The following is a 23,163-nucleotide window of genomic DNA, read 5'->3' as shown; positions in this document are numbered from 1 at the left end:
TCGGGGGTAAGCTATAACTATGAAACGTTATATTACGAATCAGGGAATTATCCAAATTTTCGGCTCATTGCTCCTTGTCATCGCTTTTATGTTTGTATCCAATTACTTCGTGTACAAGAACTCAATCTCCAGTATTTACGAGAAAGTGACGGAGAATAACACGCTTGCCGTTAAATCGATGATGAAGTCGTATGACGACAGCTTTCGTTCCATTAACAACATTCTTCATGCTATTCATGGACTGCGCTTCAATGACTTGGAGTCGGACGAAGCGGGGCGCATCGATATGACGAAGGTTTATATGATGCAGGATAGCATTGCGACGCTGGTCTCTTCGATCGATTTTATCGAAGATGTCATCGTATTCTACGACGATTATGACATTGCGATTACGGCCAAAGGAACGAGCAGTCTGGACCATGTGTTCAATCAGAAATATAAGAGTATGTATGATGCCAATTATTGGCGCAACTATATGCGCACCAAGAATGCATTCAAAATATTTGCTGGAGAGTATTACAAAATTTCATCGGAGACGTTTCAGCAGAACAAGAAAAAATTGATGCTTGCTGTAGACGGAAATAAGATTCGTATATCCAATAAGAATATCATTCTTCTAATTGATGAGAAAGCCCTGATGAAGAATGCGAACCAGAACCTCATGATTCCTGGCGCATCGATGATGATATTGGATCAGAATCGCAATGTGATTCTCAGCACAGACCCTAATCCGGATATTAGGGGCATGCTCGATGAAATTTATTTAAGCTCATCCAAAGAAGAGTCCCTCACCAAAGAGAATTATGAGTATCACTTCTTTAAATCGGAATTTAACGGATTTATTTATATCGATAAGGTCCCTTATCAATTCAATAATATTGATTCTGTTTCACGTGCGAATAGAGTGATGATGGTTACGACAATCGTTTGTTCCATCGTTTTATCTATTTTCCTTAGCATTTTCTTGAATCGACCTGTCAAACGAATTCTCAAACAGTTAGGCAGAGGTCAGACCATCGGCAATGATTTTCGCAAAATACACAGTGATATTGTCCAGATGCAGAACGAGATCGATTCGTACAAGAAGCAGCTAAAGACAATCGGATCGGAAGCGCGTAGGGGCGTATTCCTGCAGGCCTTAGATGAATATTCGCATTCCAGTGAGCTTGATCTGCAAATTCAGAATTATTGTTCGGACTTCTTCCGTAGTAAGCAATTTGTGCTGGTCATGTTTCACTTAAGTATGAAATCGAATGAGCATGGGCCTATGATGCCAATCGATCGAATTAGCGAAATTATTCAGGTCAGCCTATCAGGGATGAATGCAAGTCTGTTCTACGAGAGGCAGCTGCAATTCATTGCGATTGTGAATATGAATCAAGTGAGTGAACGCGATACGCTGCTTAAACATTTTAAAGCCCATTTGACTCGAATGGAGAACGATGAGTTGGCAGGCTATTCGATTAAAGCGAGCGTAAGTAAACTGTATTCCTCTGAGATGGCCAACATTAAATATGCGTATCGCAATGTGATGAATGGTATGCTCTATAGAAGCGTGAATGAAGCAAGTAACGTGCTGGATATGATGAAAATTCAGTATGAGTGGAGCGTGTATTTCCCATTCGAGAAAATAGAGAAGCTATCGAACTATGTGACGGTAGGCAAGCTGAAGGAAGTTAAAGAAATCATTGCTGAGACGATTAAAGAGAATTCCGATCGGGACATTCATCACCATCAACTAACGCATATCGCTAAGACGATCTTCTTCTATTTGGTCAAGCACGCAGGAGCTGAAGCGAATACGAACAATGAACTGTATCAGCTTGAGCAGCAATTTATGTACAAGGTGGATCATGCATTTAATTGCACAGTTATCGAGGATGCGTTGATTGAGGCTGCAAAGTATATTGCCAAGCATAGTAAGCCAGAGCAAGCGAGCAAGCTGAATCCAGCGTTCATCTCGCAGTATATTGAGCTGCATTACATGGAGAATCTGTATCTCGACGATATTGCAGCGGTGACAGAGACATCGTCTAAGTATTTCTCGAGCTATTTTAAGAAGACATTTGGTATCAATTATGTCGAATATCTCAATAAAGTAAGATTGTCTCACGCAAGGGAATTGCTGAAGGACACTACTTATACGGTCGCAGAAATTGGAGAGAAGACAGGGTACTTGAACTCTTCAACCTTCAGTACGACATTTAGAAAATTTTTTGGCATTTCCCCTAGTGATTACAGAAAACAAAACATGAGTTAACATCTCAGTTGATGCTTACGAAGCAAGTTTTGCTAAAGCAAAACTCAGTAGATGCTTACGATGCAAGTTTTGCTAAAGCATAACTTTTGGGAGGAAATCAGGATGAAAGCTATCGCAACCCAATCAGGGACAATTATGATTACAGAGTTGACGAAGCCTGAACCGTTTGCTGGTCATGTACTTGTACGCACGGAATATTCAGCTATTAGCCCAGGTACAGAGATGGGGTTCGTAAAACAGGCCTCCGACCAGTTAATAAAACTGGGTTATAGTGCGGTTGGGATTGTTGAGCAGGTTGGAGAAGGCGTAAGCGGCATTGAGGTAGGTGAGCGTGTTGCTTGTTATGGTGCGCCATATGTGTATCATGCACAGTGGTTGTCGGTCCCAGCTAATCTAACGGCCGTTGTACCAAATCATGTCGATCCAGAGGAGGCTGCATTCGCCGGCCTAGGAGCAATTGCCATTCATGCACTGCGCGTTGCCGACCTCAGATTTGGAGAGTCGGCTGTCGTTGTTGGTTTGGGCACCCTTGGCAATATCATCGCTCAAATCGCGAATGCTGCTGCATTTCGAATCGCAGGTGTTGATCTGAGCAGTGAGCGAGCTACTATGCTTCGCGAGCAAGGCTTGACACATGTGTATGAATCGCAGGAACAGTTGGAAGAGTATATGGCAGATGCTGTAGGCACTGCTGGAGCGGACGCAGTGATTCTGTGTGCCAGTGGACCTGGCGAGGCATTGATAAATCGATCTTTGGAATGGATTCGTGATCGTGGTAAAATTGTTATTGTCGGCGATTTAACAGCGGAATTCTCGAGAGGTCTGATGTTCAGTAAAGAAGCGCAGGTACTTATCTCCAGAGCTGGCGGGCCTGGTCGTTATGATAAAGCTTACGAAAAAGAGAATCGAGATTATCCGATTGGTCATGTTCGATGGACCGAAGGAAGAAATATAGCAGAGTACATCCGTTTGCTAGCAGATGGACGTATTTCGATCAAACCGCTTATCACCGATGTATTCCCGCTTGATCATGCGGTAGAGGCTTATGAGAATTATAAGAAGCCTACGAAGACGATCTCTACGTTAATTAAATATTAGGGTCTTATAGGGGGGCAGCTACAAGCTGTCCCTCTCATTATCAATTGTATAGACTAGAGTTAAATAGGAGGGTTCTAAATGGAGCAATACGTCAAGGGAACGCCAGCGGATGCCCAGGACATTGTGGATTTCGCCGATTTTATTTTCAGTAAAGATGCGGCACCGCATGATTTTAGTCAAATGCTTCCGAAGCTGTATGGAGACGGAGCGGACACACAGCAATATCACTATCTGGTTAAGGAAGACGGCAGAATCAAAGCGATGGTTTGCGTGCTCCCAGTGCATTTGAACGTAGCTGGTATAGAACTTAAGCTCGCCTGTATTGGAACCGTATCCGTGCACCCTCGGGCGCGTGGCAAAGGCTATATGAAGAAGCTGATGAGCATGGCGATTGAGGATATCCAATCAGAGGGCTATTCTTTTAGCCTTCTTGGTGGTCAACGTCAACGGTATGAATATTTTGGCTATGAGCCGGCAGGCATCAAGCTAAACTTCACACTAACGGAAGATAATATCCGGCATAAATATGGCGGTCTGGATGCTAGCGGAATTAGCTTTGAGCCCCTATCTAGCAACAGTTCGCAGTTCGATGATGCCCATCAGTTGTATGAGCAAGGGATCGTGAGTGGTGCACGCAGCAAGGAGCAGTTTGCGTCTATATTGAGGAGCTGGCATATTAAGCCTCTGGTCATTCTCCATCATCATAAATTTGTTGGCTATGTTGCGATTTCGAAGGATGGTGGGAATGTTCATGAGATAGAACTGGTTGATCCAGCACTTCTACCTATCGTATGCAAGGCATTGATTGCCTATAAGAAGCTCTCTGTCCTTCATTTTACCGTTCCAGCGTATGATCGGGATAAAATTAGCTTGCTAGGCGATGCAAGTGAATTCTATTCCACTAGTTACGATCATAATTATATGATCCTGGATTATGCACTGGTAATTGAAGCGTTCATGAAATGCAAAGCACGGAACGTTAAGCTGCAAGATGGCAGATTCGTTATCGGGATTGAGGGTAGTGATGTAGTGGAGATTGTCGTACAGGACAATCAGGTTGTTGTAAATAAACTTACCGAAGGTGCGGGTATCCAAGCGGATCTCTGGCTCTCGAAGCGGGAGGCAATGTCGGGTATTTTCTCATCGCTTAGTGAATTTGCGAATTGGAACTCCTTATCACGGAATACGAACATCCCGCAGGGATGGTTTCCACTGCCATTGTATGTGCCCCCAGTAGATGGCTGTTAATGTATAATAGAGCCAATGATAACGAGAGAAGGGGAATAGATGCAGATCAAAATTGGTATTGTCGGGACAAGTCACGTCGTTGAGAAGCTGCAAAAAGTCATCCGTAATTTCCCAACATTCGAACCCATTGTTCGCATTGTCCAAGCTGATGAAGAAACGCCGCTGGCAGTAGAGCAGTTGATGAGCGAGGTGGAGGTGCTTCTTCTCTTTGGCGCGCAATCTCACCGCAAGGTTAAGGAGCATATTCATGCGGCAATTCCAGTTCATTACGTGCCATTGACGGGGGCAGGGTTGTATAAGACGCTGTTTAGTGCGCTTAAGCAGGGGAAGCTTGCGGGAGGTCTATCGGTAGATACGTTGACTAAATCGATGGTGATGCGTGCTCTCCAGGATCTCGGGATAGAGAATACGAAGCTGGTGATTTACAACGGTCCAGCCCATGCTTCTTCTGAGAAGCTCCTTGCGTTCCATCGTGGTCAGGCAGATTCAGGCGAATGCTCGATTGCAATTACCGGTGTAGAATCTGTGGCACAGCAGCTGCAAGGGCTGGGGATCGCAAGCGAGTGGCTTGTTCCCTCGGAACAGGATATCATCGTTGCGCTGGAGAGAGCACTCTTATCGACAGAATCACGCAAAAACAAAGAGGCGCAGATTGTAGTCGGCATGATTAATGTGGATGATTTTGGAAAAATAGCTGTGAAACGCATTAATGAGCATGAAGTGCAGAAGCTGAAGCTGGATATTCACCGAATGGTCCTTGGCTATGTGGAATCTCTGGATGGTTATTTGACAACACTTGGTGGCGATGAATATTTGTTCTTTACGACGCGTGGCATATTCGAACGAGAAACAGGTGGTTACAAAACGATTGCATTAGCCAAAGATGCGGCTCAATCCTTCGGCATTTCATTAAGCTTCGGAGTTGGATTTGGAACATCGGCGAATGACGCTGGAACGAATGCGAGAGCAGCACTTCGCAAATCGAAGGAGGCAGGAGGCAATACTTGCTTTATTGTTCGGGAAGATCATACGTTAATCGGACCGCTTGAGATGTCTGCTCCTGTACAAACGATTCTAAAGCCGATGCATTTGGAGCTTATTAAGAAAGCAGAGGATGCTGGAATGACAAGTGGATACTTGAGCAAACTGCTCGCACATATGTCTCGGTACGGCAAATATGAATACAAAGTGCATGAGCTTGCGAATCTGCTTGACATAACGGTTAGAAGCGCACATCGTTTACTTTTGCTGTGGATCGATAATGGGCTTGTTGACATTTCGGGCATGGAGAAGGTTCCCAAAGGAAGACCAAGACAAATTTATCGATTTGCTTTCTTGCAGCAAGAGCTGGAATAACAATTGGCACAGGCTATTAGGCAGTGCCTGAATCTGTTTATTTAAAGTCTATTAAAAGTCCTGTCTTTATATGTCTCTTATCGATATGATGGAAGTAGATGGATTCCTAGAAAGGGGACAAGGACAATGAGAACGATTCAAGAGTTAGAAGCGAAGCTTGCTGAACCATCAGAGGCGCTGATCCAAGATTTATCCCGTGTTGATGGAGACATTATCATTTTAGGGGTAGGAGGAAAGATGGGGCCAAGCCTAGCAAGACTTGCAGTAAATGCAATTCGTGAGGGAGGACTCAATAAACGCGTTATTGGTGTATCCCGATTCTCTGACGACACAGTGAGAAGCGAGCTTGAGGAAGCGGGAGTGGAGACGATCTCTTCCAACCTGCTGAGTGACGAGGAGCTTCATGCACTGCCTGATGCAGCGAATATCCTGTACATGGCGGGGAATAAGTTTGGAACGACGGGAAGAGAACATTTTACATGGGCGATGAATACCTATTTGCCTGGTAGAGTAGCTGAGAAGTACAAGGATTCTCGAATCGTCGTTTTCTCCTCAGGCAACATTTATCCATTCATGCCATATGGCAGCGGTGGCGCGAACGAATCTGTTATGCCTGAACCGATTGGTGAGTACGCACAATCCTGTCTCGGACGTGAGCGGATTTTTGAGTACCATTCGCATAAGAACGGAACACCGATGCTGTTCTATCGTTTGAACTATGCGATTGATATGCGCTATGGCGTTCTGCTTGAGATTGCGAAAGCGGTTAATGAATCACGTGCGATTAACGTGGCGATGGGTCATGCTAACGTTATCTGGCAAGGTGATGCCAATTCGATGGCGCTGCGCTGCTTGACCGAATGCACAAGCCCGCCGAGTATTATGAATATTACAGGGCCAGAGACGGTTTCGATCAGATGGGCTGCTGAGCAATTCGCGAAACGAATCGGTAAAGAAGCGATTATTGAAGGAACCGAATCGGAAATCGCCCTTCTTAATAATGCATCCAAATCACATCAGCGCTTCGGTTATCCAAGTGTATCTCTTCTCCAAATGATCGATTGGATTGCAGAATGGGTGCAAGAAGGCGGAGCGACATGGAATAAACCAACACATTTCCAAGAACGGAAGGGGAAATTCTAATGACAACTCAGACGACACTTTCCGCAGAGATGCTTCAAGCGTTACATGAGGGGCTTGTTATCCCTGCGCATCCGCTAGCACTAGATGAGAATCGTAAGCTTGATGAACGGCACCAGCGTGCTCTGACGCGTTATTACATTGCTTCTGGAGCTGGAGGAATAGCAATTGGTGTTCATTCGACTCAATTCGAGATTCGCGAAGCAAAGTATAATCTGTATGAGCCCTTGCTGAGAATGGCAGCCGAGGAAATCGCGAAGGCTGATGTGCAAAGACCATTCATTAAAGTGGCGGGGATATGCGGTCCAACTGAACAGGCGATCCAAGAAGCGACGCTTGCTCAATCACTTGGTTATGATGCAGGCTTGCTAAGCATGGGTGGGCTTGCAGGCTATAGTGAAGAGGACATTTTGGAGCGCACACGCAAGGTTGCTGCTATTATGCCCGTGATTGGCTTCTATTTGCAACCGTCTGTAGGCGGAAGAATTTTTAGTTTCGATTTCTGGCGGAAGTTTGCTGATATCGAGAATGTCGTAGCAATCAAGATGGCGCCATTCAATCGTTACCAAACAATCGATGTCGTGCGTGCCGTATGCTATTCCAGCAGATGTAATGAAATTGCTCTATATACAGGCAATGATGATAATATCATCGATGATTTGTTAACCGTTTATCGATTTAATGTTAACGGTAAGCAGATGGAGAAGGCAATTGTTGGCGGTCTGCTCGGTCACTGGGCAGTATGGACCCATAAAGCGGTTGAACTGCTGGATGAAATTAAAGCGATTCGAGGCAATGCCGAAATCTCCAAAGAGTGGCTGACGAGAAATGTTGAAGTGACGGATGCGAATGCTGCCTTCTTCGATACAGCACATCAATTTGCTGGCTGTATTCCAGGCATTCATGAAGTACTGCGACGCCAAGGCTTGCTGCAAGGCACTTGGTGCTTGAATCCACACGAGATTTTATCTCCAGGTCAATATGAAGAAATCGATCGTATTTATCGTGATTATCCTCATCTGAACGATGATAAATTTGTAGCTGAGCATTTGGCGGATTGGCTTCGTAACTGACATCAGGAATTAGACTTAATCATTACTTTAATAGGTAAAGTAGTTTGAGTGAAGCATCACTTGAACTACTTTTTTTTTGTGGTGAGCGGAGGAATAAATAAATTGGTTCTTACTAACAAATAAAGGTTTTTATTTATGAATTGTTTAATATTAATAATTAAAGAGTATAGACATGCTTTTGCACCTAATTAAAAGAGGAGTGGTAGCAATGAGTAATTTGAAACCGCAAAATTATGATAATCACAGGCAATTTACACCGTTGTATCATTATGTTTTGGCATTGATTGCCCCTGTCATTCTAATCGCATCTGTTGTCCATATGATTATAGAAGGTTTTAGTTTTGCTTCAATTCTACTTACAGGCATTTCACTGTGTATCATGATACTCACGGTGCTTATACGGTTATTTGCAGCAAAGCTTCAAGATCGAATTATTCGTCAAGAGGAAACCTATCGTCATATGAACCTAACGGGCAAGCCTTTAGATTCAAGGTTGAGTTTAAAGCAAATCATCGCGCTGCGCTTTGCAGATGATGAAGCTTATCCAGCATTATGTGTGAAAGCAGCTGAAACCGGGATGGAACCCGATAAGATCAAAAGATCGATCAAAAACTGGAGAGCAGATCACTTTCGAGTGTGATGTTGGTCTGAATTTCTCAATAGTATGGCTCAAGGTGCTTATAACCTTGGGCCATTTTAATAACTATATTGGGACATTCAATTATGGCATAATAGAATTAGGTAAATTCAACCTTATGGAGGTGGATCTTATGTTGATTGTAGGATTTGGAGACAGCATTACGGCTGGCGTTTTTTTGTCTGTAGAGGATACGTTCTTATATAAGCTAGGTCTTAAATATGGATTTGATATTTACAATGCGGGAGTTCCAGGTAACACAACTTCGCAAGGGCTTTCTCGCATGCAGACGGATGTTATCAATAAAGAGCCGAATATCTGTATTATTGAGTTTGGTATGAACGATCATGTAGCTACTGAACTAGACAAGCAGGCTGTAGATCCTGCAACATTTAAAGAGAATTTAACTTTGATGATTAAGAACCTTCTGGATATAAAATGCACACCGATTCTTTGCACGATTTCACCAATTATCGAAGGAAATGAGGATGAGTATTACTATAATCGGCATCCACAGGAATGGTATCAATCGCCATTGGGAGCCCAGGCATGGATTGATCAGTATAGCCAGATTATTCGAGATGTTGCAACCGAAATGGGCGTACGACTGGCAGATGTAGCGTCAGCATTCGCGAATCATCTTGCCCTCGGAGGGACATTGACTGGTGCGAATGGTGTTCTGCGCAATCTTGATAATGCTGGAGCTGATGATGGCGTGCATCCGACAGCAATTGGCCATGACTTGTATTTCTCGACTCTCGTGGAACAAATAAATACGATTCAGATTGGATTATGTTAAACGATTAAAACACATGTATTTAAAACCAGAGCCTGCGGGTATCTGGTTTTTTATCTTATCTGGCCGCACTGACAATACGGTTACGGCCTTCTCTTTTGGCTTGATACAAGGCTTGGTCTACTGCTTGAAACATCTCATTCAATGCAGTTTCAGAATCTGTCGAAGGCTCAAAAGCAAAGGTATGATTGGACAGCAAACCGATACTAATCGTAATGGATAAAGAAGCGCTTTGCGATAGGTTTATGATGTTCATTTCGACAGCGTATTTGATTCGATCAGCTAAGATCTCCGCTTCTGATTGCTCTGTATCTGGCAAATAGATGATAAACTCCTCACCACCGTATCGAGACAGAATATCTTCTTGTCTTAGATGATGTTGGATGATATCGACGGTTCTGCATAGGACGTCATCTCCAACCAAATGACCGTAATTATCATTGATTGACTTAAAATGATCGACATCGAGCAGCAGGACGGAGAACGGTACTTGATCCTGCAAATTCTGATTGAAATCTCGTTCCAATCGCTGCATCAGGTAATGACGATTATAGCAGCCCGTCAGGCTGTCTGTTATCGCCATTTGTTCCAGCTTCAAATTGGTTCTCGATAGCTCGTGCTGAATCGCGATTAAGGCTTCATTCCGATGCTGTAAGATCTCGTTCTGAAGCTTGGTCTCTATAAGCAGATTGCGAAGCTCGCTCCTATCTTGGAACGTAATAATTCGTCCAACCATTGTACCACCAACCCAAATAGGCGAGACTTGAATATGGACGTGGATATTTACGGCTTCTTGATAGACGGCTTCAATTTCAGCCCGCTCAAGCGGGCGCTCTTGATAAGATCGAACAAAAGCTTGGTCCTTATCGTCTAGAACCTCTTGGGGAAGGATAGCTTTAATATCAAATCGGTCTCCTACCTGCAAACTCAAATAGGGAGATAATGATTGATTGATTTCAATAATGTTCTCATTTTCATCGATTACTAGAATTCCATGACAGATCGTATCAATAATGTCTTGATGTGCAATGGTCACAATATCAAATACTTTATTGCGATGAATAGCAATGACAAAAAAAATCGCGGAAAACAAAATTCCGAACGAAGTTAAGCCCTGAATGACCGCTTGCTTCTGTGGGAACCCGACATTAAGCAGCAGATCCAACAGGATAAAGGCAGTCATGACAAACACTCCGCTAAGAACTTGCTTCACTTGATTTTTGATCCGTGTCGAATTATTGCCGATTAAAGCTCGAAGCATGATGATTAGCGAGACGATAAAATAACTTAAGACGATCACCATCGTTAACCAAAATAGGGAACCATAGTATCTTTCCACATATCCGCCTTCTACAGGAAGAACAAACAATTGATGAGGATTGAAGATAATGATCGGCAGTAAGAGCATTGCTGGAACAGTAATTAATACATATATTATTCTTCGCTTTGGCGATTGACCCGTAAGAAATAAGGTAAAAAATATCCAACCTATCGCTAGCGGTACTGAACCAACAAATGCTAGTTTTACATAAAATAACTGAAGTGAGCTATTGTCCGTCGCTTTGATTGCAAACTGACAGAAGGGCCATAGCATCATCGCAAAATGAAATGCCAAATAAGCCTTATGCAAAGGCGTTACCGTGACAGTAGTAAATACATATACGAATAATATGAATAATAAGAGAAATACGCTTAGATCAATCCACGCCATAATATCCAATACGCCGCCTCTTAAAAAATAGTAGTCATTCGTTTCTATACTAATATATGGATATTAATAATACAACTCATAGAAGGGGATAGTAATGATGAATGAATACGATGTGAGGTATATGGAGGATAAATGTGTTATTATATTTAGTTAGCGAGCTGTCTCCAAAGTCGTAAACAAAGGCTTTGAGACAGCTCCTCTTTGTGAGCTGGTTCTACTGATCAGCTTCGTCTTTCATTTCATCCGCAAAAGCTTCAATGCTTTGTTTGCGACGTTCATTTTTGGCCTCAATTGTCTGTTTCTCGACTGCCGAAATCTCACTTGCATGTTCATCAAGATAATCTTCAGCCTCATGTAAATTTTCTTCCGTGTGATTGATATGTTGTTGTAGATGCTCCGCGTTATCTGCGCGATTATCTGGTTTAGCCAATGTAATCCCTCCTGTTATAGTAATAACTTTCTTAAGGTAGCCTGGAGGACATCATTCTATGCATCATATTTTAGTCGAAAAAAGGGATTTGATGTCCGTTTGTGGAATTATCCTTATGTCAATAAAGGGATAGCAACGAGGTGCATGAGGTGAATTTTCGTTTTGGAGTCAAATTGACATTTACCATGATCGTATTTGCGGTTGTTATTTCTTTTACCATTGCAACGATTGATCATGTGAGATTAAGAGATCAAGCCATTCAGAATAAAAGAAATCAGGTGGAGAATAATGAACTGATGGCGAAGTATGCTTTAGAAACGATAGAGAAGGCCTACGAGGTATTCGGGAATAACATCACCCTTAAAATGAGAGAAAATTCCCGAAATTTGGATAATCTATATATTAAAAATCCTTCTGTTGATACATGGGATTTTGCATCGCTTAAAGAATCTCTTGGAATGGATATTTATCTTATTGATGAGCATAATGTGATTGCCTATAGCAGCTATAAGCCCGATATTGGACTTGATTTTAATGCATGCTGTCAGAAGCTCGTTAGCGTTATGAATGAAAGAAGGTTATCAGGCGAGTTCTATGATGATGGCATGGATAATGAACTAAATACGGGATTGATCAAGAAATATAGCTACATGCCGACGCATGACCAAAAGTATATTATCCAACTAGGTTATTCACTTCAAGAGGGTGATATATTCAACAGATTCAATTTTCTAAATACGATTGACGAATTAGTGAAAAGTTCGCCATCTACTAATAAGATTAATGTACTAAATATCGGGGGATATATTTTAGGTAATGCACGTATTAATGATGATCAGAAGGTTTCCGGTGGAAGAAGACAATCATTCGAACAGACGCTTCAAACAGGAGAAACGACTGAATACCGGGGAATATGGAACAACGAGCCTGCGATTTACCGCTATGTCGCTTATGTTTCGAAATATGACACAGGCACTACACGAAATAAGGTTCTGGAAATTATCTATAATGATAAGGACTTGGAAACGGTTCTTAGCAATAACAAGCAGGCATTCATTTTTCAATTGTTTATTATTCTGATCATTACGATTGTATTGTCTTTCATTATATCGGGATGGGTAGCGAAGCCTATGCATTTGGCTTTTCATGATAGTCTGACGGGATTAAAGAATAGGGCTGCATTTGACGAGTTATTAAAGGCAACTATAGCGGAAGAGAATAAATCGACTGCATTATTAATGATTGATCTAGACAACTTTAAATTAGTCAATGACAATTTAGGGCATGACAGAGGGGATCAATTATTAAAATCTGTAGCTGAGTGTATCACGCAATCTGCTCGCAAAGATGATATTACGATTCGATTGGGCGGAGATGAATTCGTCCTTGTGATGCCTTCAGCAGATAAACGAGAAGCGGGACAAATTGCAGCAAGGATCATCGATGCGATCGTAGAGTCAACGACAAGTGAAATTGATTTAAAGGATGAAAATGTAACCGTTAGCATCGGTATTTCTCTATTTCCAGAGGACGGTGTTGATCCGGACACTTTATGCAAGAAGGCTGATCAGGCCCTGTATGCTTCGAAGGAAAATGGTAAAAATCAATTTCACTTTTATGAGGATATGGTATGAAAATGAACAATTTAAACAAATTTCCTTTAGAGGTGAAGCATTCTTTTGTAGGAATAGATGGGAATCCGATAGAGCTTATCCTCTTTCCAAGATGTGGGGATGAGGCTGAGCATGTGGCTGTATATGCCCATTATAAGGATGGTTTGCTATTTACGAGACACCGGGATAGAGGGATAGAATGGCCGGGAGGAAAGGTTGAGCAGGGCGAAACGCCATTGCAAGCAGCTATCAGAGAACTGTTTGAAGAAACAGGCGGGATTGCTGCGAGTATGTGGTTAGTTGGGCAATATCGAATAACAGCTTCTGATAACAGCTCAATTATCAAAAATGTTTATTACGCGAATGTTACTGCACCTCTAGAAATCTGCCAGGATGTCAGTACGGAAGGGCCAGTATTGGTTTCTAGAGATATCATTCCTTCACAAGCGGATGGTTTCTCATCTTATATGCTTGACCCGATTTTTGGGTACATCCAGAATGCGATAGAACGGGGATAAATTAACTTATCCCTACAGGTCTAATAAACAGGATACCTTTCCCGGAATCTTAAACGGAGAGGTGTCCTGTTTTCTTGTTAGGCAAATGATTGAAATTCAGCCTGCTTGGGTGAAAACCTCCACCGAAGTATCACACCTTACATAGTATGAGCCAAATACGGTGTGGACCACCTGTTCCGGGGGTGAAAAATGGAATTACTGGAGAGAGTACAATTAGAAATTGAACGGTACATCAACCGTCTTAAAACGGAACAACATGTAGACGGGTCTTGGAGGTATTATTTTGAAACAGGCCCAGTGACAGACGCCTATATGATGATCCTTTTAAGCACCCTTAACAACCAAGACAAGAGACTAATTCCCTTACTGGGTCAACGCTTGCTGAACAAACAGGCAGCGAATGGAGCATGGAAGCAGTACGATGATGATGAAGGTCACCTTTCTTCTACGATCGAGGCTTATACGGGGCTGCTTCTTTCTGGATATTCAGATCGGTATGAACGCCATATGCAACTGGCAGAAGCCTTTATCCTTCGTAACGGCGGAGTTGAGAATGCTCATATTTCCACCAAGTTCATGCTGGCTTTAAATCATCTCTACCCTTGGCCTACCTTGTATCCGATCCCATTATTCTTATTGCATATGCCTAAGTTTATCCCTCTTAGCTTTTACAGATGGAGTTATTATGTTCGCACTCATTTTGCCTCCGTACTGATTCTTTGTCACCAGAAATTCTCGCTAAGGAACTCATCCGCGCCGGACATCACTCACTTATATGTAACGCGTAAACACGAGAGACTTGATAGCAAGAGCAAAGGGGGCTTATTACAACTATTTTCAAAACGCCGGCCAGACAATCAAATCTCTAAGGCGGCAATTAAGAAAGCGGAGCGTTATATACTGCACAATATCGTACAGGATGGTACTCTCAGTAGTTATGCGAGCGCTACCTTCTTCATGATTTATGCTCTACTGTCTCTTGGCTACCAGTTCGATTCTCCTATTATTCAGCATGCTATTCAGGGGTTAACCTCTTATGGATACCAAATAAACGATGAGGCCCATATTCAGAACTCTCCTTCTACGGTATGGGATACAGCGCTGATCTGTCATTCTTTACAGGAAGCGGGACTAACGACAGAAGATCCTGCGATTCAGAATGCCGCTCAATATTTACTTGCTCTTCAGCAAAAAGAACGAAAGGAGGGGGGAGGAAGCTCTTTTGTTCACCTTGCAGGAGGATGGGGATTTTCTGAAAGCAGCACGTCAAATCCGGATGTGGATGATACGCAAGCCGTTCTGCGGGCGCTTACACGGTTTGCCGACCATCAATTAGATTATCGGGAGGCGTGGAGAAAAGGAGTTAACTGGCTGTTAGATATGCAAAATGATGATGGGGGCTGGGCGGCTTTTGAAAAAAACAGCATCCCATCTATCACTCGCCTCTTCCGTATACAGAATTTTACCGATACGGCTGCGGATCCTTCTGCTGCAGATGTAACAGGTCGTACCCTTGAATTTTTGGGCAGTCACTTAAAGTTAACAATGACTCATCCCCGGGTTCAAGATAGTGTACATTGGCTTATCAAAAATCAAAAAAACGATGGATCATGGTATGGCCGGTGGGGAATTTCTTTTATATATGGTACATGGGCGGCTGTCACCGGGATGAGAGCAGTTGGGATGTCTGCCAATCATCTGATCATTCAAAAGGCTTGTGACTGGCTGTTAAAGATCAGGCAATTGGACGGCGGGTGGGGCGAGTCTTGCAAGAGCGATATACAAAAAAGGTATGTTCCTGCTCCCTACTCTACAGTGGTTCACACGGCTTGGGCACTTGATACCCTTATTGCTATCCATGATCAGCCAACTGAAGAGATTAATAAAGGACTGGCCCATTTAATAGAATGGAACAGGAAGGAAAGCAAACGATCATCGTACCCAATGGGTGCCGGACTGCCCGGACATTTCTATATTAAATATCACAGTTATCCCCATATTTGGCCCTTACTCACCTTAAGTCATTATATGAAGAAATATAAAGACTACTATATGTAACCAATTTCATTTGTTGCGCGAAAACAGCCCTGTCCCTTTCTGTACGATCACATATGCTAAATCAACCGTCACGTAGCTTGAGAAAGCTTTAATTTCCATCTTGTTGACGAGAAAAATGAGCGATACGAAAGGAGACATTATGGCAAATCTTGATCCGCAATTAATGAGAACGTTTCGGAACAGATGCATGAATCCTCTGTATTTCGGCCGTGTTTACGGAATTCTTAGCTCCCACCAATATGATGATTTAAAAGACTATGGCAAGTGCTGCGGCATGATTAATCGGCTATCCGATTGTTTGGGAGTGCCTGTCACACCCGATCAAAGAGAGAACGCAGTCCAGTGGCTGATGAATTGCTGCATAGATCCTCAAAATCGTTGCCATCGTAGACAGATGTGGAGACTACTCCATAGAGGTATTTGATATTTTCAGAGTTACATGGGGCTGTCTAGGCACATCCAATATGTGCTAGAACGGAATTAAATTGATAGTCCCCACTGGTTTTGAACGGTGGGGATTGTTTGTCATGTCATAGTTTATTGAAGAGATATGGATATCGAAACCGCTTCACTATCAATTACGAGCTCAGTATGAAGCACATGATATGTATTTGCATTAATTGAAACAGTGTCAACCAATTTTAATAATAAAAGTAAATAATCTACATCTGACACGGTACTTTCAATTGTTCTTGCATCAGGAAGCAACCAATAAATTTTTGTTGTTGGATATCTCATACGGGAAGATAAGTTAAGCAACAAGGATCACCTCCAACTTGAAAAACATTCAATAATTCCATTCTATATTGAAGTATGTTCAATTATCAAGGGTAATTTTGAATATTCTTCATGTTTGTATTGCGTTTATTTCAAATCCCTTATACTTAATGTTAGAGGTGATAAACCTAGATGAAGACATTTGGTGCTCGATTAAGACAAGCCAGAAACAAGAAAATGCTGACACAAAGCCAAGTGGCTCAATTGATAGGGATTGATTATACAACGATATCCAAATATGAGAATGATCGATCACAACCGGATAATGAAACCGTGCAAGAGTTAGCCAGTTTATATGATATAACGATAGACTGGTTATTTACTGGAGGAAGCGCTGGCCAAAAACAGGGGAACAATGAAATATGCATAGACGGGGAACGGGAAGAATTAACCGAGGAAGAAGCTAAGCATTTGAAGGATAGTCTGGAGATGTTCAGACTGTTGCAAGCCAAACGTATCAAAGAAAAGAATAATAAACCGACTTGAGGAAGTTTGTAAGAGCTTCTGAAGTCGGTTTATTTTTTCAAATCAAGCCTGAATCTTTAAACCTTCTCTTTCATCATCCCAAGCTAATGAGCTAATTTTCCATCCATTAGGTGTACGAATAAATTGGATTGATTTCACTCCATGTGCTGTAAATGCTTCTCCTGCTAATATTCCTGATTTTCGATATATACTCAGCCGATGACCAATATTGCCAATTATTTCAGTTGTGTGAGACAATTCCTCTTCTTCGAATTCAATGAGCATGCCTTCATTTAATAGCTTCTCCCGAGGCACTACAAATTGCTGAAGATTATAAATTTCGGGAATCGTACCACTGTTCTTGATAATTACTCCTTGTGGAATGAATAGTTCATATATCCCCTTTATATTCGGTGACGCCCCGTTCTTATTTGTAAAAGAACTGTAGAACGCTGTAGTCAATTCATCAATAGCATGTCTCTGGAATTCCATTAGATCATCCCCCTTGAACCGCCTAGCAACCTTGAAGGTTGATTATTATATTTTTATTTAACTTGATCGATTGATAGACTAACTTTGTAGTTCCCATAATGTAAGAGCTCATTTAGCAAAAGACTTAGCTCTTTTGGTGTACTGACACGCACACGCATCCAATAACAGCCTTCTCCGCTAACTCGATGAGTTTCGATGATCTGTTCACGCTGCTGAACAAATGCTAAAAAAGACTGGTGAGCGTTGCCGGATTTCATGAATACGGTAATGAAAGCATGGATGATTTGTCCAATTTTGCTCGGATTCCAGTGTATCGTATACCCTTCAATAATGCCGAGATCTTGTAATTTGCGCACGCGGGCACTGACAGCTTGACCTGTCAAATGTACAAGCTGACCTATGGCTTTATGGGATTGTGCAGCATCTTGGATCAAGTAGTTTAGGATGAGGAGATCGGTTTCGTCAATGGATTGGTTGCTTAGCATCGTGGGATTCCTTTCAATGTGAAAATAAAAGCGGGTTAATGGTTTCAGCAAGTTATATTCGAGCCTGCTCTCTTATCTTACAATTATATCAGAACTTAACGAATGATAAGAGGTGTACGAGAATGAAGCTTCAATTGATCCGTCATGCAACACTATGGCTGCAATATGCTGGACTAAACCTATTAATTGATCCGATGTTTAGCAGCGTTGGGGTGAACCCACCAATAGCTCTATCTGGCAATAAACGAAGGAATCCGTTAGTGCCTTTGCCAGCAGCTTATCAACATGCGCTTCAACCAGATGCAGTTATTGTTACTCATTTGCACCAAGATCATTGGGATGAAGCAGCAGCTGAGGTGTTATCTCATACTACGCCAATTCTATGCCAACCAGGTGATGAATCAACGTTCACAGCTTCGGGATTTCAATTCGTGACTCCGATTCAGGAATCGATTACTATTCAGGGCGTTACGATTACACGTACGGGTGGCCAGCACGGCACTGGGATGATAGGTAAAAGGATGGGGCAAGTATCAGGCTTTGTATTACAAGCAGTTGAACATCCTACATTATACATCGCAGGGGACACTGTATGGTGTGATGAGGTCAAGCATGCTTTAGATGCTTATCACCCCCAAGTAACGATTGTGAATGCCGGTGGGGCGCGTTTTGTAATGGGAGGTCCAATCACGATGGATGCAAACGATGTAGTGAAGCTATGTCGGTATGCACCCTATACGAAAGTTGCCGCCGTACATATGGATACGATCAACCACTGTTTGGTTACAAGAGCAGACTTGCGCCAGCGGATCGACAATGAAGGCTTGCAGGATCAAGTTATGATACCTGAAGACGGCGAATGGATATAACAGCAGACCCAGCCAGAGAGATCTCTTGGCTGGGTCTTTGTAGTTATGGATCAGGAGCTTACTCCTTGGATCTCGCTATTGCTTGCTACCTTAGCTTCTTCCTTACGACGCAAGCGAGGTAAAGTGAGAAGATAGAAGAAGGATGCAAGTAGAAGGATGATACACATGGACCAGTAAATCGCATTTAATCCGATTGTACCTGGATACAGCCATGCAATGAGCCCAAGTGCAACGGTTTGACCGAGCATCATGAGCGGGTCATACCAAGCGGAGACACGCCCCATCTGCCGAGGATCGATTAGTGCAGGCAGCCAGCCGCCAATGGCGATATTGACCGGCGCTAATATTAACCCTACGAGCAGAACAAAGCTAAGGAAAACCCACGGGTTCGTCGCCTGGAGAAGACCTATCACGAGTAATCCTGCTACGAATATTCCGCTAATAATAACGATATGCGGTTTAGCCTTCTTCACAATCGCTACTCCAATCAAGCTTCCTACTAGCATTCCGACACCCATAAATAACGCATAAAGCGATGAATAGACGGTGTAGTTGTCAGGAGCTAACTTATATTTCATTGTATATAAAGGAAGAACAGATATGCCTCCGTTTAATAAACCAAATAGTAAGAATCCACAGATGAGTGCTTGAAGCAAAGGTTTTTGTCTGATATAGCCAAGTCCTTGGGCAAAGTCGCTCCAGACTTTACGAAATTTCATTCCGCGCCATGAAGCAGCACCATTTGGTTGTCTTACTGCTTCAGGAACTTCACATTTGCGAATTAGTAAGGCGGATAAGGTGAGTCCAACCCCATCTAACGCGACCGCACCTACAATCCCAATGGTTTGATAGGCAACAGCACCAAGCCCCACACCAAACATCATGAATAATCCCATTAACATTTGATTAAGCCCTGAAGCCTGCTCATACTGATCGGGCTTTAAGACTCCTTGCAGCAGCGCCGTTTCAGCTGGTGCATAGAACTTGGATACAGCGCTTCGCAGGAAGAGCACAGCAAAGGCAAGCGGCAACCACTCCATATAGATCACCAAGACTAGCAGAACCGTAAGCATTACGCGAATCCAACCTGAATACTCTGCAATTTTCTGACGGTTAAAGCGGTCAGCCGTAACGCCAACAACCCAGAAGACAAGCAGTGTTGGTAGTGAATACATCATTTCGGCAAGTGATGCATAGCCAGGTTGGGTACTGAAGCGATCTAGCAAAAAGAAAGCGAACGCCATATTCCCTACGATTGTGCCAAATTGGGACGCAAACGTAGCGGTGAACATTTTGACAAAATTACGATTAGCAAAAAGCTCTTTCATTCGGTCCCCTCCTCTTGTACGCCTAGTAAATTTTTGAAGACCTGTTTATAGGCTTTAATTTGCTCTGCTGACCGTGATCTTTCGGGTCCGAGCTGCATCGCATGGATCATAAGTCCATCATTAAAAGTTGCGATCATACTTGCGATTGTTTCTAATGGCTGCAAAGGTCGAAACTCACCACGTTCTACACCTGCTTGCAATAAATCAACGATCTTGGCAATTGATTTATCATACCTTGCGTTATTGAGGTCTTCATACGTCTTGTTCCGCCAACCGAACATTAAGGCTTCATATAACGCGGGAATTAAGCAAGTTTCAAAGTTTTTGATATCTAGCTCCGCTTGATCGAATAAGGCATTAAGGGCGGACCATACGGACGGATATTGAGTAAGAAGCTCATCAAGCTGATCGTAGCTTTCACGATCCATGTCTTCAATAATCGCTATAAGCATTTCTTTCGTACTTGTGAAATACAGGTACACCCCACCGCGGCTAAGTCCGCTTTCATCAACAATATCCTTCATTGTGGTTGCTTGATAGCCTTGGCGAGTGAAGACTCGCATGGCAGCCTCTAATATTTCTTTACGCTTATGATCGCGCTGGGCATCCGTGATCTTGGGTGACATCTATGTAGTCCTCCTTGCATCGATTTTATAATGACACGTGTGTCGCTGAAATGAATTATAAACGACATACGTGTCGTTTTCAATAGTCATTGATAAAAAACTTTTTCTATTCCTTATCAAATACTGGAAGCTCGCGCAATCTTCTTCTGCTATAATAAATTTACTAATTATGAAAGTGTGGGCATAAGCCTTGGACTTCATGACGAGGGAAGCGTGTATCATGGGGGGCAGATTATAGTGAAGATCAAAGTGCTGATCGCTGACGATAATTCCTTTATTCGAGAAGGGATGAAAATTATTCTTACCAGCTTCGATGAGTTTAACGTAGTTGGTACTGTAGAGGATGGAGTGCAAGCGGTAGAATTTTGTAAAAATAGTGACGTTGATATAGTGCTGATGGATGTGCGAATGCCGAATATGAACGGAGTTGAAGCAACACGTTTGCTAACGGAGCAGACCAAGGTCAAATCCTTGATCCTGACCACATTTGACGATGATGAATTCATTCTTGAAGCGGTTAAGGCAGGGGCACGAGGGTACTTGCTGAAGAATAACGATCCCGAGCAAATTCGCGACGCGATCAAGAGCGTTTATAACGATCATCATGTGCTGCAGGATGTCGTGTTAGATAAGATCAAATCGAATCTTATGGCAGGTCAGGACGCTGCGATAGCAGCACCTTCCGTTCCTACCACTTTGATCGCGAACTCTTCAGCGCCTTCAAATTCGCCCACGTCCATAGCAGGCAGCGCAATTGACCGAAGCTTATTTACGGAGCGGGAGCTCGATATTATGGAGCAAATTGCGATGGGCTTATCGAACAAAGGCATATCCAAGAAGCTTTTTATTTCCGAAGGCACGGTTGCTAACTATATTACTTCTATTTTGAATAAAACGGGGCTTGAGCATCGCACCCAAATCGCCATCTATTATTTAACAGGTGAAACGCGAATGTCGGATGAATAGGAGTAAATTCACGTATGGAGAATTTGACGCTTGGGAATAAAGCGGTAATCTTATGCTATATTGTAGCAGCCAATTTCTTAGCTAATTCTACTTTTGTAGTTGCAGTTGAGTCTTGGCATTTATTTGCCTATTTAATCTATCTCTCAGTGAATATTGCTTATTATATTTTTCGCAGCATCAAGCTGAAACTGCTGCTCGCTGCTGCATCTATCTGCTATATTCTGTTCGTTACGATTTATTCCGATCCGCTATTTATCCTGCTGATCCCGATTAGTATATATGAGCTAATTGGACTTTTTTCCAAGAACAAGCTGCTCACCTTGCTCTGTATGCTTTTGCCCATTGCAATTGTGAATACTCCCGATCTAAAGCTGCTTTACTTGCTAAGTACGTTTATTAGTTTCATGATGTATGCCTATGTCTGCGTACTAAACGATAAGCTTGTTAGAATCGAGCAAGAGCGAGAAACATTGCGGGAGAATGTTCAGCGATTGACACATTCGCTTAGCGAAAACACGGAATACATCCGGCAATCGGAATATACCATTAAGCTGGAGGAGCGAAATCGGCTTTCCCAGCAAATTCATGATGATATTGGTCATTCGATGGCGGGAGCTTTAATCCAGATGGAGGCATCACGCAGACTGCTTGCGACGAATCAGGAGAAAGCAGCCGAGCTATTAGGCAATGCAATTGCCATTTCCAAAGACGGTCTCGAACGCATAAGGTTGACGCTTAAAGATCTGAAGCCAAGCTCAGAGGAGCTAGGTATTAATCGTTTGCGTCTCTTTGTGGACGAGCTGTCAACGAAGGAAACGGTGATTGCTTCTCTGACCTATGACGGAGACATTGATCGCATCACGCCGATTCAGTGGCAGATCATCCAGAAGAATGCAACCGAAGCTGTCACGAATGCGCTTAAATATGCTGAAGCCACTGCGATCCATATCGAGATACGCGTGCTTAATAAATTTATCAAAGCGGTTGTATCGGACAATGGACGAGGGGCTGTCAAGCTGGTCAAAGGGCTGGGGATTATCGGCATGGAGGAACGAGCTGCAACTGTGGGCGGTACCGTAATTGTCGATGGAACGAAGGGCTTTAGCGTGACGACGCTGCTGCCCAGCAGAAATGAATGAGATTTCTCATGATGAACATAATGAAGATTTTCATATCCAAAGGATGAACTTATGCACTGACGTAAGGGCGTCCTTTTT

Annotated in this window: 20 protein-coding genes and 2 pseudogenes; 16 read left to right on the top strand and 6 right to left on the bottom strand. The window is 42.8% G+C overall.

Annotated elements, in window-relative coordinates:
* Window positions 1–19 precede the first annotated feature (19 nt).
* The 8 genes from E0485_RS13685 (at window position 20) to E0485_RS13650 (ending at window position 9,611) form a co-directional block, all read left to right on the top strand.
* Window positions 20–2,260 (top strand): helix-turn-helix domain-containing protein, encoded by a 2,241-nt coding sequence (locus E0485_RS13685; protein WP_132418614.1) that lies wholly within the window; start codon window positions 20–22, stop codon window positions 2,258–2,260.
* Between the two features lie 102 nt (window positions 2,261–2,362).
* The gene (locus E0485_RS13680; protein ID WP_132418613.1) at window positions 2,363–3,358 is read left to right on the top strand and encodes a zinc-dependent alcohol dehydrogenase; all 996 of its coding nucleotides are present in this window, start codon (window positions 2,363–2,365) and stop codon (window positions 3,356–3,358) included.
* A gap of 78 nt (window positions 3,359–3,436) precedes the next feature.
* Complete coding sequence (locus tag E0485_RS13675) at window positions 3,437–4,606, top strand: GNAT family N-acetyltransferase (RefSeq protein ID WP_132418612.1); 1,170 nt, start codon at window positions 3,437–3,439, stop codon at window positions 4,604–4,606.
* Between the two features lie 39 nt (window positions 4,607–4,645).
* A complete protein-coding gene (locus E0485_RS13670; RefSeq protein ID WP_132418611.1) occupies window positions 4,646–5,962 on the top strand; it encodes a hypothetical protein in 1,317 nt (438 codons plus the stop codon).
* A 126-nt stretch (window positions 5,963–6,088) separates the two neighbouring features.
* Window positions 6,089–7,105, top strand: coding sequence for an NAD(P)-dependent oxidoreductase (locus tag E0485_RS13665; protein WP_132418610.1), 1,017 nt, complete (start codon window positions 6,089–6,091; stop codon window positions 7,103–7,105).
* On the top strand, window positions 7,105–8,175 hold the full coding sequence (locus E0485_RS13660) for a dihydrodipicolinate synthase family protein (protein ID WP_132418609.1): 1,071 nt from the start codon (window positions 7,105–7,107) through the stop codon (window positions 8,173–8,175). Before E0485_RS13665 ends, E0485_RS13660 begins: the two co-directional genes overlap by 1 nt.
* A 208-nt stretch (window positions 8,176–8,383) precedes the next feature.
* On the top strand, window positions 8,384–8,815 hold the full coding sequence (locus E0485_RS13655) for a DUF6526 family protein (protein WP_132418608.1): 432 nt from the start codon (window positions 8,384–8,386) through the stop codon (window positions 8,813–8,815).
* Window positions 8,816–8,945: 130 nt separating this feature from the next.
* On the top strand, window positions 8,946–9,611 hold the full coding sequence (locus E0485_RS13650) for an SGNH/GDSL hydrolase family protein (RefSeq protein ID WP_165921178.1): 666 nt from the start codon (window positions 8,946–8,948) through the stop codon (window positions 9,609–9,611).
* A 55-nt stretch (window positions 9,612–9,666) separates the two neighbouring features.
* Here the strand turns inward: E0485_RS13650 and E0485_RS13645 are convergent, their stop codons facing one another.
* On the bottom strand, window positions 9,667–11,319 hold the full coding sequence (locus tag E0485_RS13645) for a histidine kinase N-terminal 7TM domain-containing diguanylate cyclase (RefSeq protein WP_132418649.1): 1,653 nt from the start codon (window positions 11,317–11,319) through the stop codon (window positions 9,667–9,669).
* A 214-nt stretch (window positions 11,320–11,533) separates the two neighbouring features.
* The gene (tlp, locus tag E0485_RS13640; protein WP_132418606.1) at window positions 11,534–11,749 is read right to left on the bottom strand and encodes a small acid-soluble spore protein Tlp; all 216 of its coding nucleotides are present in this window, start codon (window positions 11,747–11,749) and stop codon (window positions 11,534–11,536) included.
* Between the two features lie 149 nt (window positions 11,750–11,898).
* Between tlp and E0485_RS13635 the strand changes: the two genes are divergently transcribed.
* The 4 genes from E0485_RS13635 (at window position 11,899) to E0485_RS13620 (ending at window position 17,201) form a co-directional block, all read left to right on the top strand.
* The gene (locus E0485_RS13635) at window positions 11,899–13,383 is read left to right on the top strand and encodes a GGDEF domain-containing protein (RefSeq protein WP_132418605.1); all 1,485 of its coding nucleotides are present in this window, start codon (window positions 11,899–11,901) and stop codon (window positions 13,381–13,383) included.
* On the top strand, window positions 13,380–13,880 hold the full coding sequence (locus E0485_RS13630) for an NUDIX domain-containing protein (protein WP_132418604.1): 501 nt from the start codon (window positions 13,380–13,382) through the stop codon (window positions 13,878–13,880). Before E0485_RS13635 ends, E0485_RS13630 begins: the two co-directional genes overlap by 4 nt.
* Before the next feature lie 189 nt (window positions 13,881–14,069).
* Entirely contained in the window at window positions 14,070–15,938 is a 1,869-nt protein-coding gene (locus E0485_RS13625) for a terpene cyclase/mutase family protein (RefSeq protein ID WP_132418603.1), read from the top strand.
* A 909-nt stretch (window positions 15,939–16,847) separates the two neighbouring features.
* Entirely contained in the window at window positions 16,848–17,201 is a 354-nt protein-coding gene (locus tag E0485_RS13620; protein WP_132418602.1) for a helix-turn-helix domain-containing protein, read from the top strand.
* A 42-nt stretch (window positions 17,202–17,243) separates the two neighbouring features.
* On the opposite strand, the gene E0485_RS13615 is transcribed toward E0485_RS13620, so the two are convergent.
* Together E0485_RS13615 and E0485_RS13610 are read right to left on the bottom strand one after the other, a co-directional pair.
* A complete protein-coding gene (locus tag E0485_RS13615) occupies window positions 17,244–17,672 on the bottom strand; it encodes a DUF4440 domain-containing protein (protein ID WP_132418601.1) in 429 nt (142 codons plus the stop codon).
* A 53-nt stretch (window positions 17,673–17,725) separates the two neighbouring features.
* Complete coding sequence (locus E0485_RS13610; protein WP_132418600.1) at window positions 17,726–18,157, bottom strand: Lrp/AsnC family transcriptional regulator; 432 nt, start codon at window positions 18,155–18,157, stop codon at window positions 17,726–17,728.
* A gap of 122 nt (window positions 18,158–18,279) precedes the next feature.
* Here E0485_RS13610 and E0485_RS13605 point away from each other — a divergent pair, with 122 nt between their 5' ends.
* Entirely contained in the window at window positions 18,280–19,026 is a 747-nt protein-coding gene (locus tag E0485_RS13605; protein ID WP_132418599.1) for an MBL fold metallo-hydrolase, read from the top strand.
* A gap of 50 nt (window positions 19,027–19,076) precedes the next feature.
* Here E0485_RS13605 and E0485_RS13600 read toward each other — a convergent pair whose 3' ends face one another.
* Both E0485_RS13600 and E0485_RS13595 read right to left on the bottom strand, forming a co-directional pair.
* The gene (locus E0485_RS13600) at window positions 19,077–20,354 is read right to left on the bottom strand and encodes an MFS transporter (RefSeq protein ID WP_132418598.1); all 1,278 of its coding nucleotides are present in this window, start codon (window positions 20,352–20,354) and stop codon (window positions 19,077–19,079) included.
* Entirely contained in the window at window positions 20,351–20,980 is a 630-nt protein-coding gene (locus E0485_RS13595) for a TetR family transcriptional regulator (protein ID WP_132418597.1), read from the bottom strand. The genes E0485_RS13600 and E0485_RS13595 overlap by 4 nt, the downstream gene beginning before the upstream one ends.
* 237 nt (window positions 20,981–21,217) lie before the next feature.
* Here E0485_RS13595 and E0485_RS25920 point away from each other — a divergent pair.
* The 3 genes and pseudogenes from E0485_RS25920 to E0485_RS13585 all read left to right on the top strand — a co-directional run.
* Window positions 21,218–21,635 (top strand): annotated as a pseudogene (locus E0485_RS25920) (response regulator); the annotation flags it as partial.
* A gap of 98 nt (window positions 21,636–21,733) precedes the next feature.
* Window positions 21,734–21,946: pseudogene (locus tag E0485_RS25915) on the top strand (response regulator transcription factor); the annotation flags it as partial.
* Between the two features lie 14 nt (window positions 21,947–21,960).
* Window positions 21,961–23,085 (top strand): sensor histidine kinase, encoded by a 1,125-nt coding sequence (locus E0485_RS13585; protein ID WP_132418595.1) that lies wholly within the window; start codon window positions 21,961–21,963, stop codon window positions 23,083–23,085.
* The last annotated feature ends 78 nt before the right edge of the window (window positions 23,086–23,163 follow it).

Source organism: Paenibacillus albiflavus, assembly GCF_004344915.1.
Lineage (GTDB): Bacteria > Bacillota > Bacilli > Paenibacillales > NBRC-103111 > Paenibacillus_AM > Paenibacillus_AM albiflavus.
This window is presented reverse-complemented; position numbering and strand designations above follow the sequence as displayed.